11 protein-coding genes are annotated in these 12,012 nt (G+C 65.4%); all 11 read right to left on the bottom strand.

Annotated elements, in window-relative coordinates; genetic code table 11:
• Positions 1-60: 60 nt before the first annotated feature.
• The 11 genes from LH20_RS05595 to trbB all read right to left on the bottom strand — a co-directional run bounded on the left by LH20_RS05595 (position 61) and on the right by trbB (position 11,722).
• Positions 61-1,194 (bottom strand): PAS domain S-box protein, encoded by a 1,134-nt coding sequence (locus LH20_RS05595; protein ID WP_235527129.1) that lies wholly within the window; start codon positions 1,192-1,194, stop codon positions 61-63.
• Between the two features lie 90 nt (positions 1,195-1,284).
• Positions 1,285-2,421: an ISAs1 family transposase gene (locus LH20_RS05590; RefSeq protein WP_053553370.1), complete on the bottom strand. Its 1,137-nt coding sequence runs from the start codon at positions 2,419-2,421 to the stop codon at positions 1,285-1,287.
• Positions 2,422-2,776: 355 nt separating this feature from the next.
• On the bottom strand, positions 2,777-3,871 hold the full coding sequence (locus LH20_RS05585; RefSeq protein WP_083455317.1) for a TrbI/VirB10 family protein: 1,095 nt from the start codon (positions 3,869-3,871) through the stop codon (positions 2,777-2,779).
• A 107-nt stretch (positions 3,872-3,978) separates the two neighbouring features.
• Positions 3,979-4,818, bottom strand: a complete 840-nt coding sequence (gene trbG / locus LH20_RS05580; RefSeq protein ID WP_235527128.1) for a P-type conjugative transfer protein TrbG — start codon at positions 4,816-4,818, stop codon at positions 3,979-3,981.
• Positions 4,815-5,498, bottom strand: coding sequence for a conjugal transfer protein TrbF (gene trbF, locus LH20_RS05575; protein ID WP_053553369.1), 684 nt, complete (start codon positions 5,496-5,498; stop codon positions 4,815-4,817). Before trbF ends, trbG begins: the two co-directional genes overlap by 4 nt.
• 3 nt (positions 5,499-5,501) lie before the next feature.
• Positions 5,502-6,788, bottom strand: a complete 1,287-nt coding sequence (gene trbL, locus LH20_RS05570) for a P-type conjugative transfer protein TrbL (protein ID WP_053553368.1) — start codon at positions 6,786-6,788, stop codon at positions 5,502-5,504.
• Positions 6,789-6,971: 183 nt separating this feature from the next.
• Positions 6,972-7,670, bottom strand: coding sequence for a P-type conjugative transfer protein TrbJ (trbJ, locus tag LH20_RS05560; RefSeq protein WP_083455560.1), 699 nt, complete (start codon positions 7,668-7,670; stop codon positions 6,972-6,974).
• A gap of 8 nt (positions 7,671-7,678) precedes the next feature.
• Positions 7,679-10,126, bottom strand: a complete 2,448-nt coding sequence (gene trbE, locus LH20_RS05555) for a conjugal transfer protein TrbE (protein ID WP_053553365.1) — start codon at positions 10,124-10,126, stop codon at positions 7,679-7,681.
• On the bottom strand, positions 10,123-10,392 hold the full coding sequence (locus LH20_RS05550) for a VirB3 family type IV secretion system protein (protein WP_053553364.1): 270 nt from the start codon (positions 10,390-10,392) through the stop codon (positions 10,123-10,125). Before LH20_RS05550 ends, trbE begins: the two co-directional genes overlap by 4 nt.
• Complete coding sequence (locus LH20_RS05545) at positions 10,392-10,739, bottom strand: TrbC/VirB2 family protein (RefSeq protein ID WP_235527127.1); 348 nt, start codon at positions 10,737-10,739, stop codon at positions 10,392-10,394. Before LH20_RS05545 ends, LH20_RS05550 begins: the two co-directional genes overlap by 1 nt.
• Positions 10,736-11,722, bottom strand: coding sequence for a P-type conjugative transfer ATPase TrbB (gene trbB, locus LH20_RS05540; protein ID WP_053553363.1), 987 nt, complete (start codon positions 11,720-11,722; stop codon positions 10,736-10,738). Before trbB ends, LH20_RS05545 begins: the two co-directional genes overlap by 4 nt.
• Positions 11,723-12,012 lie beyond the last annotated feature (290 nt).

Raw genomic sequence — 12,012 nt, 5'->3', positions numbered from 1 at the left:
TCTCGCGGGGGCCTCTCCCTCAAGCGCCCCGCCCGGTTGGCCACGGCTCCCCCCGCAGATTCAGGCCCCCAGCGCTTCGCGCGGAACGAGTATCGAGACGAACAGTCCGCCGGGCTTCCAGTCGCGGTCGATCGATGCCTTGAGCGTCGTGGCAATGCCTTTTTCGAGACGCGTTCCAAAACCCCCGCCTGCCCGCTCGACTTCTCCTTGCGCGGGTGGCGGGCCGCCCCTTTCCTCCCAGCGAAGGCGGATATCGCGGCCGCTCCCCTCGACGCGAACGAGGAGCTGGCCTTCAGGCACGGAAAGCGACCCATATTTGGCCGCGTTTGTCGCAAGTTCGTGGAGCAGAAGGGCAATGTTCGTGACCGCCTGTCCGCCCACAAGACATTCATCTCCGTCAACGACGATCCGGCTTTCCGCCACATAGGGTGCGAGGATCGCGTGGATCAATGCCAGAAGTTCTGTCTGCGGAGGCGACGGGTTCGCCTCGTCGACCCCCTCCATCGTGAGCTCATGCGCGCGCGCCAGCGCCTGCAGGCGGTCCTGGATCATGCCGATTATATCGTCGAGCGTTCCGCCGGATCGCGAACTGATCGCGACAATCGCATTGGCGAGCGCAAAGAGATTCTTCACGCGGTGGTGCATTTCGCCCATGAGAAGCTTCTGCTGCTCCTGGGCGATCCGCCGCTCGGTGATGTCGCGGGCAATTTTCGAGGCGCCGACGATGGTCCCATGCGCGTCGTGGATCGGCGAAATGGTGAGCGAGATGTCGACCAGCTCACCATTCTTGCGCAATCGTTGCGTCTCGAACGGCAGGATACGGCGGCCCTGCTGAATCTCTGCAAGAATGCGGGGTTCTTCATCCAGTCGGGCCGGCGGGATCAGGATCGTCACCGATTTTCCGATGACCTCCTCGGGCGCGTAGCCGAAAAGGCGCGTCGCTCCCTCGTTCCAGCTTTGGATGATGCCATGGAGGTCCTTGCTGATGATCGCGTCGTTCGACCCCTCGATAATCGCGGCCAGCCAGTCCCGCGGGTCCGGAACACCGTCCAAGGCGGCATTGACGGCGGCCTGCCTCCCCGGGGGCGGTAGCGATCCGGCGTCGCGCGCGCCAAAGGGCGCGCGCCCGCTCATGGGCCCGGCGGGGCGCCCGCTGCTCGGCTCCGCGGAGATACTGCCGTTAAGATCCGCCATTTACGCTCCTATTGCCCTTAAGGGGCCTGAGCATGGGCGCTCGCCATGAGTATGACAAGCTATGTCGGCGCTCTGCCCAGGGGAATCGCTTCAGGTTAACGCGGGGGCTTGGGTGAGGAGTTTCTGGAGGTAGTCGGGATTGAGGTTGGCGAGTTTTCGCCGGATCTTGAGGCTGTGCTTATCGTCCTGAGCGCGCACGAGGTTCATGGCCATGTGTTTGACGACGGCCATATTTTGGGGGCCGGAACCGGTTCTGAGGCGGGCGAGGTCGTCATGGAAGACGACATCGAGGACCCAGTGAAGCCGGTTTTCGATGCCCCAATGGGCGCGTACGGCAGCGGCGAAGCTTTTGGCATCGAGCTTAGCAGAGGAGAGATAATAACGTCGCTCCTGCTCGAGGCGCCCCTGTCGTTCGACTTGGGTTTCGACCATCGCGATCATGGCGAGATGCGGGAATCGTGGTTCGTCGGGATAGCGCCGGTCGGAGAACAGCCAATCCACCTCGTGGCATACGACATGACGCCTGCTCTCGAGGCGGCCGTGATCCTTTTCGACCGTTTCGAAGGGCTCGGAGAGCTGATCGGCAGGCGGCTCGGCGAAGAAGCGGACCACATCCCTATAGGTAGCAGGCCGGTTGGCTTTGAGCGCCAGCAAATAATCACCCCCCTTCGCCACGATCTTCTCGGCGATCTCGCTCTGGGTGCCCATGGCGTCGATCGTCACCAGCGCGCCCTTGAGTTCCAGTCGCTCGAGCAGGCGCGGAATGGCGACGATCTCGTTCGATTTATGCTCGATCGCCTCCTGTCCCAGAACCAGACGCTGGCGCGTCGCCCAGGCTGATACCATGTGCAGCGGATCACGGCCGCGGCCGCGGTCATGCGACCGGCGCGAGGTCTTGCCGTCGATCGCGATAATGTCCGGCTCCTGCTCGCGAAGCGTCTCTACCCAGCTTGCAAAGCAGGATTTGAACAGCTCCTCGTCGATCGCATTGATCACGTCGTTCAAAGTGTCGTGCGCCGGTATCCCGCGCTCAAAGGGCAGAAAGCGGCGCAGGAAGTCCAGACGCTGCTGTCCCCACAGCCTGATCTCGACAAAATCTTCCATTCCGCTCAGCGTCGCGGACAGAACCAGAAACAGGATCTCTCGAAGTGGATAGATCACCCGCCATTGCTGGCGCGGATCCTTCAGCGCCGAAAAATGATCCAGTAGCGATACAGTGCCGGCCATCAAATGCCCCCTCCTGGGTGGAGCACCCCTGAATCAGCTCAGCTCTTCAATCGCCACCCCCAATCGTTAACCTGAAGCGATTGCCCTGGCGCTCTGCCCGGCAGGGCCTTGCCCAGAATTTTTGCGAAAGGAAGGGGGATTGCTGCGGACCGGGGTTAGTGACGCGCCCCCATAACAGCATGAAAAATCATCACTTCCTGAATGGGGTGACGAAGGACCGCGCAAAAACGCGCGCCTGACGAGACGTGCAAGGCGTTAGACAAACGGTTCGGATCTCCCTGCGCCGCGTCTCTGCTTCTTCCTTCTCCCCCGGCCGCGCCATCATGGCCGGCGCGGCGCCAAGCGCCGGGCGCTCTCACGACCCCGCACCGGTTTCAAAGATGAGATCGCGCGTGACGAGCACACGCAGCGCCGCCCCCGGACGCACGGTCACCGTCGGGGGCCGGGATATCTGCCTTTCCACAAGCCGCCGCCCCGTTTGATGGACCGTATCCTGGCCGGCCTCGCGCAGCGCCCGCAGCAGCCGGTCATCGCTATCGCTTCCAAGCTCGGCCCCGATCCCGAGCAGCGACGACACGAGCGCGGCGCCCGTCATCGCTCCCCAGTGATAATCTGTCCGGTCGCCAATCCCTGCCTTGCCGCTTGCATCGCTCCCAGGAAGCCGCCCGAGTTCGAGTGACCGCCCGCCGGGAAGGATCAATCGGTCCCACGCCAGCAAGACGCGGCTTTGCCCCGCCGCCACTTCGCTTGCATATTCGCCGATGAGCCGCGCGCCTTGCGGGATCAGAAGCAGCGCGCCGGTCGGACTGTCGTAGACATTCTCCGTCACCTGCGCGGTCACCTGGCCGGGAAGGTCTGAGTGGACCGCGGTAATCAGGGCTGCGGGAATGATACTTCCTGCCTGGAGAACCCTGGCTGAGCTCGGATCATGGAGCCGATGACGGCTCTCGGCCGTGACCGCCCGCTCCGCCAGGAAGGCGCCGCGCGATCCGCTCTCATTGCTATCGCGGCGTGAGGCTTCCTCCTCGTCCATTGGGCGCGGCTCCGAAACGCCAAGCTCGGCGGACGCTGACCGCCCCTCAAGGAACAGCCGGCTCGCGCGCGCCGCCTCGCGCTCCTTCCTGGCGCGCACGCGCGCTTCGTCTTCTGCCGCTGTTTCGCGCGGCGGGGCTGGATGGGCAGCCTGCTCTTCGGATCCCGCCCTGCCATCGGCGTCCAGGGGCAGCGCTGCACTTCCAAGATCGGCGGGCCGCGGCGGACCAAGGCCCCCCAAAGCGCCATAGTCGGCGGGGCTTCCCGCGAGCGGCCCCGGCCGCCCCGGCGTCTGGGCGTGATAGACATTTTCGCGGCGCGTTGGGGTCGCAGGCTCGAGGGCATAGATCAGCGCGCCGCCGATCAGGAGTCCCGTCGCCCCGCCGAGCACCGCGAGCGCCTTTCGCGAGAGCCGCATCGTTTTCGGAAGGTCCGCGCTGAGCCGGAGGCTGTCCCGGTTCGGGGGCGGGCCAGGCGGAGGGGCTCCAACCTCGCTCGCGGCAGAAGCCCGTGCCTCAGGCGGGATCACTGCCCACCTCGACGCGGCTTTTCGCGGCGAATGCGAACCTCGCGGGCGGCTTTCCCCACGCCGAGGCGAAGCACCGCGCGATCGAACAGCCGGTCGACGACAAGATAGCGGCCGCTGACGCGGTAGTTCACGAGCTCGGCCTCGCCGCCTTCATTGAGGAGGAAGATCGGCGGCATTTCGTGGGACGCAATCCCGCCTGCAAATTCCACGAATGTCTGCCGGCCATCATCGAAGACGCGCAGCGGTCTCCAGGGCACTTTGTCGCCCGAAATCCGGTAGCGAAAATCGAGACGGGCGGGGTCAATGCCCGCCGCGACCGGTTCTTGCCTTTCTTTCTCGGACGCCGCGGCGTGGAGCGCGATCAGCTCGTCCGCCGGATAGGTCCATGACACCGACGCCATGTAAGTCGCTGGCGCCGCGCGCAATTCGAGATGATAGGTCCGGCGGTCGGTGTTGATGACGAGATTGGTGGAAATGTCGGATCGCGTGGGTTTTACCAAGAGATGGACGCGGCGCGAGGCACCCGCGCCGCTCACCGTATCGCCGATGATCCACCGCACCGTGTCGCCGGCGGCAACCGGTCCTGGACCCACGAGCGCTTCCCCGGCTTCAAGGACAATATCGGTCACCTGACCCGGGGCTGCATAAACCTGGTAGAGCGCGCCCTCGGACCAGGCATATTGTTGGATCGCGTTGCGATAGGCGTGCGCGTCGGGCTCGACCCTCGCCTCGGCATTGGCCTTGCCGACGCGCGCGCGCGGGTCGCCAGGTTCGGCAGAAGCTACGGGCGCGAGCAGCATCGTTGCAGCGGCAATCAGGATAATAGGCGTCGTCATTGGCTGAGCTCCCTTGACCATGAAAGAGCGGTGACGAAGAGCCCGAGCGGGTTCTTGCGGAGCGCGTCGGGCGTGCGCGGCGGCTCGATGCGGACGGTGAGGATGGCGGACCAGCGCGAACGCTCGATGAGGCTGCCGTCCTGATATCGCCGCTCTGTCCAGGCGATGCGGAAGCTGTCGCGCGATGCGCGAATGACACTCGAGACATCGACGGCGACCTGGGCCTTCCCGATCTCGGCGAAGGGATCGCTATCCCGCGCATAATCATTGAGCGCCCGCGCGCCCCCATCACGCGCAAAGTCATAGGCAGCGAGCCAGTCGTTGCGCAGAACCACCGGATCGGCCGGGATCGAGCGCACATGCTCGATGAAGCGCGCAAGGTGAAAGGCGATCTGGGGATCGGAGGGGTTCCAATCGTCCTCGGCCGGCGCGACCGCCCTCGCCTCGCCGAACTTGTCGACCTCGACAACCCAGGGCGTGATCGTACCGCGCGCCGACTGCCACACGAGTGCGGCGCCGAGGCCGCCCGCAAGGGCAAGACAGCCGAAAAAGGCGAGACGCCAGTTCTTCGCCTGGACGCGGGCGGAACCGATCCTGTCATCCCAGACCTGCGCCGCGCGCTGGTAGGGCGTGACGGGAAAGGGCGAGCGTCCATAGCGGACCGAAGGTCGTCGAAACATGCGTCACTCCTTTTCGCTGGTATCGGGGGCGGCGCCGGCGCCATGGGCGTCGCCCGACCGGATGCTGTGAGCAAGGGCAGCCGTGCCTTGCATCACGGCCTGACGGCGGCGGAGCGCCTTCGCCCAGGCGGGCTGCTCTTCCGGCGACGTGCCCGGCGAAGCGGAGCTGCCCCTTTCGCGTCCTGTGCGTCCGTCCTGATAGCTGGCCCGGACCCGATCGGCGCCCTTGCGGACCGGCGCTACGGTCCCGCGCGCAGCGGCAGCTGCCACACCGGCAGCGCCGCCGCTCACCGCGGCTGCGCCTTCACGCCCGGCGGCGCCGCGTGCATAGGCCGCACGGGCGCTGCCCGCCATGCGCGCGCCGCCAAGCGCCGTGCGGCCGAGGGCGGTCGCCGCCGCTCCCCCGACCAGTGTCGCTCCGGCCGCGCCGGCGGCAAGCGTAGCGCCCGCAGCCACCGCCGTTCCCGCCGCCGCGCCGGCACCAAGCTGCGGACCGCCTGCAACGATGCCGTTTGCGATTCCCGGACCGAAAATGCCAAGGCCGAGCAAAGTGAGCGCCGCGAGCGCGATCGCCATCGCCTGCTCGATATCGGGTTCAGCGCCGATCCCTGCCTCGAGGAAGTGATGAAAAAGCGTGGTTCCGATGCCGGTGATGACCGCAAGCACGAGGAGCTTGATGCCCGAGGAGACGACGTGCCCCAGCACGCGTTCGGCCATGAAGGCCGTGCGAGAAAAAAAGGCGAAGGGCAGCAGCACGAACCCGGCAAGCGTCACCAGCTTGAACTCGAGGATCGTGACGAAGATCTGCACCGCGAGAATGAAGAAGGCGAGCACGACGATCACCCATGCGACGAGCAGGATGGCGATCTGGGCAAAATTGGAAAAGAAGCCGACCGGCCCCATCAGATTCTCGGTCGCATCGAGGAGTGGCGCTCCGGCATCGAGACCGGTCGCTGCGATCATGCCGGGCCGCATGAAGTCGCCAAGAGCAAGTGCCCCGCCGCTCGCCTTCAGCCCAAGTCCTGCAAAGCTGTCGAGCAGGATCGACGACAGCGCAGAGAAATTCCCGATAATATAGGCAAAAACACCGATATAGAGTGTCTTCTTGATGAGGCGCTGCAAGATGTCCTCGTCGGCACCCCACGCCCAGAAGAGCGCCGCGAGCGTGACGTCGATCGCGATGAGCGTCGAGGAGAGGAAGCCGACCTCGCCCCCGACGAGACCGAAGCCGCTGTCGATATAGGTCGAAAAGACGCTCAAGAACTGATCGATGACGCCGGTGTCGTTCATCGTGCCTCATCCTCGCTGTCCAGGAGGCGAAGACCCCCTCCCCGCCGCGGCATCGGAGGACGGCTTGCGCCTGCAGGCAAAGCCCGCGTTGTGTTGAAGAATGCGCAAGCGCGGATGACCGGGGCGACGCGCCCGGCGCGACTGCAGGGCACGGTCACGCCGATCCCTTCCAGCCGCTGCATGTCAATTCCTGCCGCGGAAGCGCCGAAATCGTTCGCGGGCTTCGGCCTCGATAGCAGCACTGCGCGCGGCCTCGAGCGCCTGCGCCCGGCCCTGAGCGGCAATCGCCGCGGCAAGATCGCCAAGCTGCTGGGACTGAAGCGCGAGGAGCTGGTTTCCAGCCTGCGCGGCCTGCAGCGCGCCGCTCGCCGACTGGCTGGCGGTGACCAGCGCGGAAAGGGACGCGCGGGTTCCCCCGAGATTGCCGACGATCCCCGCCTGCACTTTCATCGCGTCCTCGAACGCGGCGACGCTATCCTTCCAGCGCGCCTCGGCGTTGGCGACCAGCGCGGCGTTCGGCGCGGCAAATGCCGAGTTCTTGTACCGGCCCTCGAAAGCTGTCTCGATATTCTTCACGTCATAAGCGATCCGCTCGGCCTCGCCGAGGAGCCCGCGCGTCCGGTCGACCTGCCCCTCAAGCTCCGCCAAGGTCGAGGTCGGGAGCGAAGCGAGATTCTTCGCCTCGTTAAGGAGCGAGACCGTCTGGTTCTGCAGCATGCGGATCTGGTTGTTGACCTGCTCGAGCGTGCGGGCGGCAGTCAGGATATTCTGCGCATAGTTGCGGGGATCGTGAACGATGCCGCCGATCTGCGCCGATGCCGGGTGCGGGAAGAGAGCGATCGCCGATCCTGCGACAAATGACGCGAACAAGGCACCTGAAATCTTTCTTTTCACGGACTTTCTCCTTCGATTGGCGTTTCGGTTCCAGCGGAAGAGAAGAGCTCGGCTGCCCAGTCGAGGCGGCGGTGGCGAAGCCAGGCCGCGGCAAAGTGCGCGCGGCCGTGGGCCTCGATCAGCTCGGTGATCTGAAGTTGATCGGCCTTGGACGAAGCGGCGGCAAAGGCGAGCGCGATATCGCCGAGACCCAATTCGAAAAGACGGTTGCCGCGGCGCGACTGGCAGTAATAGTCGCGCTTCGGTGTCGCCCGGCTCAATATCTCGATCTGGCGGTCGCTGAGACCAAAGCGCTCATAGATGCGTGCGATCTGCGGTTCGGCCGCGCGATCATTTGGCAGGAAAATCCGCGTCGGGCAGCTTTCGACAATCGCCGGCGCAATATGCGAGCCTTCGATATCGGCGAGACTCTGCGTGGCAAAGACCACGCTCGCATTTTTCTTTCGCAGGGTCTTCAGCCATGCGCGAAGCTGCGAGGTGAAGGCCGGGCTATCGAGGACGAGCCAGCCCTCGTCGATGATGATGAGCGTCGGGGAGCCGTCGAGACGCCCCTCGATCCGGTGAAAAAGATAGGAAAGCACGGCGGCTGCGGAGGATGTGCCGACAAGCCCCTCGGTCTCGAGCGCCTCGACCCGCGCGTCGCCGAGCCGTTCTTCCTCGGCATCGAGCAGTCGCCCCCAGGGACCGCCGACGAGATAGGGCGCGAGCGCCTGCTTGAGCATTTGCGACTGAAGGAGCACTGCAAGCCCCGTCAGCGTCCGCTCGGGCCTCGGCGCGGTGGCGAGCGAGCAAAGCGCCGACCAGAGATGCTCCTTTGCCGCAAGGTCGATGGAAACCCCCTCGCCCGCGAGTAGCGCGGCGAGCCATTCGGCTGCCCAGGCGCGCTCGGCCGCCTCGTCGATGCGCGCAAGCGGTTGCAGCGCAACGCTGCCTTCGGCGTTGAAGAGCGAGCCGCCGAGATCCTGCCAGTCACCGCCCATCGCCAGGGCGGCCGCGCGGATCGAGCCTCCGAAATCGAAGACAAAGATCTGGCTCGCGCGGTACCGGCGGAACTGCAGCGCCATGATGCCAAGCAGCACCGATTTTCCCGATCCGGTTGGACCAACGATGAGGCAATGGCCAACGTCGCCGACGTGCAGCGAGAAGCGGAACGGCGTCGAGCCTTCGGTCTTGCCGTATAGCAAGGGTGCATCCCCAAGATGCTCGTCGCGGTCGGCACCCGCCCAAACCGCTGAAAGCGGGATCAGATGAGCAAGGTTCAAGGTCGAGAGGGGAGGCTGGCGGACATTGGCATAAACATGTCCCGGCAGGCTCCCGAGCCAGGCCTCGAGCGCATTCACGCCTTCAATCGTGCAGGTGAAATCGCGGGCCTGGATGGTCTTCTCGGCAAGGCGCAGCTTCTCCGCCGCCCGTGCCGAATCCCGGTCCCATACCGTCACGCTCACCGAGACATAGGCGATGCCGGCGCTGTCGGCGCCGAGTTCCTGCAGCGCGAGGTCCGCATCGGCCGCCTTGTTTGCCGCATCGCTGTCGACGAGAACCGACGCCTCGTTGGTCATGACCTCCTTGAGGATCGCGGCAACGGACTTGCGTTTTGCGAACCACTGCCGGCGGATTTTAGTGAGCACCCGCGCCGCGTCGGTCTTGTCGAGCATGATCGCGCGGCTTGACCAGCGATAGGCAAAGGCGAGCCGGTTGAGCTCGTCGAGCAGGCCGGGAAAGGTTTCGCTCGGAAAGCCCGTGATCGTCAGCGTACGCAAATGATGCTCGCCAAGACGCGGTTCGAGCCCGCCGACGAGCGGCTCGTCTGCGAGAAGCGCATCAAGATAGGCGGGCGTCTCGGGGACGCGAACGCGCTGCACCTTCGTTGAGACCGTACTGTGGAGATAGCTCAGCGTTTCCCCGTCATCGAGCCAGCGCGCCTCGGGCATGAACCCTTCGACGAGATGCAGGAGCCGCTCGGTGCGATCGATGAAGCCGACGAGCCATTGCCAGGGGTCGACCCCCTTCTTCACGCCGCCTTCAAAAAGCCAGGCTTCGGCGCGCGCACGCTCCTCGGCGGGCGGCAGCCAGACGAGGGTCAGATAGTAGCTACTCTCGAAATGCGCGCCTTCCTCGCGAAACTGCTCGCGACGCTCGATATCGACGAGGCGCGAGACGGGATCGGGAAAGTCCGAGATCGGATAGCTTTGCGCGGCGAGCCGCCGGGCTTCCACGAAAACCGCCCAGCCCGATCCGAGGCGCCGCAGCGCGCTATTGAGGCGCGCGGTGACCGCGACCATTTCAGCAGGCGTGGCGCTGTCAAGGTCCGGGCCGCGAAAGCGCGCGGATCGCTGGAACGACCCGTCCTTGTTCAGCACCACGCCCTCCGCCACCAGGCAGGCCCAAGGGAGAAAGTCTGCAAGGCAGGCGGATTTCGATCGATATTCGGAGAAATTCATCATGGGCGCATCCATCCAGGATATTTGAGGTGACGCCGCGCGACGTCGACGAAGGCGGGATCGCGCCGGGCTGCCCACACGGCGAGCGCGTGGCCGATCGCCCAGAGCGCGATCCCGGCGACCCAGAGCCGAAGACCCAGTCCGATCGCGCCGGCGAGCGTGGCGTTGACGATCGCGAGGCTGCGCGGCGCACCGCCGAGCAGGATGGGCTCGGCGAGCGAGCGGCGCACCGGGGCGAAAAAGCCCGGGACATTCTCGTTGCGGTCCATCAAACGAGCGCCCCGCCGCCAAAGGAAAAGAAGGTGAGGAAGAAGCTCGAGGCGGCAAAGGCGATGGAGAGGCCGAAGACGATCTGGATCAGGCGCCTGAAGCCGCCCGAGGTGTCGCCAAAAGCGAGACTGAGCCCGGTGACGATGATGATGATCACCGCGATGATTTTTGCGACAGGCCCCTCGATGCTTTCGAGAATCGACTGGAGCGGCGCTTCCCAGGGCATCGACGAACCGCCGGCATAGGCAGGTGCCGCGTAGAAGAGCCAAGCAGCGAGGATGGATGTGCGATAAAGCGGGCCGCACGCCCAGCGCCCGACCCGGCGGCGCGTCACCGACTTTGTCATTGGAGAATTCCTTCGCAAGGGGTGGAGAGTGGGGTAAGGCGGTATTCACCCGTCAAAGGGTCGAACCCGTCGACGCGCGCGAGCTCGGAGAGGCGGCGTGAACAGCCGACGCGGACGAGCACGGCGACAAGATCGATGGTGTCGGCAAGCAGCGCGCGCGGAACGGCCACCACCGCCTCCTGGATGAGTTGCTCCATCCGGCGCAGCGCACCGAGCGCGCTTCCCGCGTGGATCGTGCCGACCCCGCCTGGATGTCCGGTGCCCCAGGCCTTCAAGAGATCGAGCGCCTCGGCGCCGCGCACCTCGCCGATCGGGATGCGGTCGGGGCGCAGGCGCAGCGACGAGCGCACAAGATCTCTGAGCGAGGCAACGCCGTCCTTCGTGCGCATGGCGACCAGATTGGGCGCCGCGCATTGGAGCTCGCGCATATCCTCGATCAGCACGATGCGATCGGCACTCTTCGCCATTTCGGCGAGCAGCGCGTTTGCGAGCGTTGTCTTGCCGGTCCCGGTTCCGCCGGCGACGAGGATATTTGCGCGCGCAGCGACCGCGCACCGGAGAAGTTCGGCGTCGCCCTCCGAGAGGATCCCCGCGCCGACATAGTCATCAAGGCAAAAGACCGCGACAGCGGGCTTGCGGATCGCGAAGACCGGTGCCGCCACAACCGGAGGGAGCAAACCTTCGAACCGCTCCCCGCCTTCGGGCAGCTCCGCGGACACGCGGGGCCGATCGCTGTGAACTTCCTCGCCCACATGATGAGCAACGAGGCGGACGATGCGCTCGCCGTCCGCGGCACCCATCCGACAGCCGCTATCGCTGATCCCTTCCCCTGCCCGGTCGACCCAGAGCCGCCCGTCGGGGTTGAGCATGATCTCGATCACCGCGGGGTCGGCGAGCCACTGGGTGATCGCCGCCCCGAGCGCGGTCCTGAGCATGCGCGCGCTGCGACTTTGCGCTTCCGATCTGCTCGCCTCACTGGCCATGGATCACCCCGTTCGCTTGCGCCGGGCGGAAGCGCCGGCTCAACGGGGCGAATCAAGAGACGCAGAAAAGCTCGCGCTTCAACAGGAAAAAGCGCGCGTCGTAGAATCGGCTAAAAAAAGAAAGTTTAGCGTAGGCAGCGAACGGGAAACGAACGGGAAACGCAATCGCGAATCGCGCGACTCAGCATCCCGATTCGCTGGTGCCGTGAAGGGACGAAAAGCGGTCCCGGTCGGGCTTGGGCTCAGGGGCGTTCACAGCTTCGACGCTGCATGGGACTTCGATGGACCAA

The organism is Sphingopyxis sp. 113P3, assembly GCF_001278035.1.
In the GTDB taxonomy this organism is placed as follows: Bacteria; Pseudomonadota; Alphaproteobacteria; order Sphingomonadales; family Sphingomonadaceae; genus Sphingopyxis.
This window is presented reverse-complemented; position numbering and strand designations above follow the sequence as displayed.

Bases quoted from the DNA above. Each gene is read 5' to 3' on its own strand.
- LH20_RS05595 (WP_235527129.1), bottom strand. From the start codon at position 1,194: ATGGCGGATCTTAACGGCAGTATCTCCGCGGAGCCGAGCAGCGGGCGC.
- trbG (WP_235527128.1), bottom strand. From the start codon at position 4,818: ATGACGACGCCTATTATCCTGATTGCCGCTGCAACGATGCTGCTCGCG.
- trbL (WP_053553368.1), bottom strand. From the start codon at position 6,788: ATGAACGACACCGGCGTCATCGATCAGTTCTTGAGCGTCTTTTCGACC.
- LH20_RS05550 (WP_053553364.1), bottom strand. From the start codon at position 10,392: ATGGACCGCAACGAGAATGTCCCGGGCTTTTTCGCCCCGGTGCGCCGC.
- trbB (WP_053553363.1), bottom strand. From the start codon at position 11,722: ATGGCCAGTGAGGCGAGCAGATCGGAAGCGCAAAGTCGCAGCGCGCGC.
- LH20_RS05590 (WP_053553370.1), bottom strand. From the start codon at position 2,421: ATGGCCGGCACTGTATCGCTACTGGATCATTTTTCGGCGCTGAAGGAT.
- trbE (WP_053553365.1), bottom strand. From the start codon at position 10,126: ATGATGAATTTCTCCGAATATCGATCGAAATCCGCCTGCCTTGCAGAC.
- LH20_RS05545 (WP_235527127.1), bottom strand. From the start codon at position 10,739: ATGACAAAGTCGGTGACGCGCCGCCGGGTCGGGCGCTGGGCGTGCGGC.
- LH20_RS05585 (WP_083455317.1), bottom strand. From the start codon at position 3,871: ATGCGGCTCTCGCGAAAGGCGCTCGCGGTGCTCGGCGGGGCGACGGGA.
- trbF (WP_053553369.1), bottom strand. From the start codon at position 5,498: ATGTTTCGACGACCTTCGGTCCGCTATGGACGCTCGCCCTTTCCCGTC.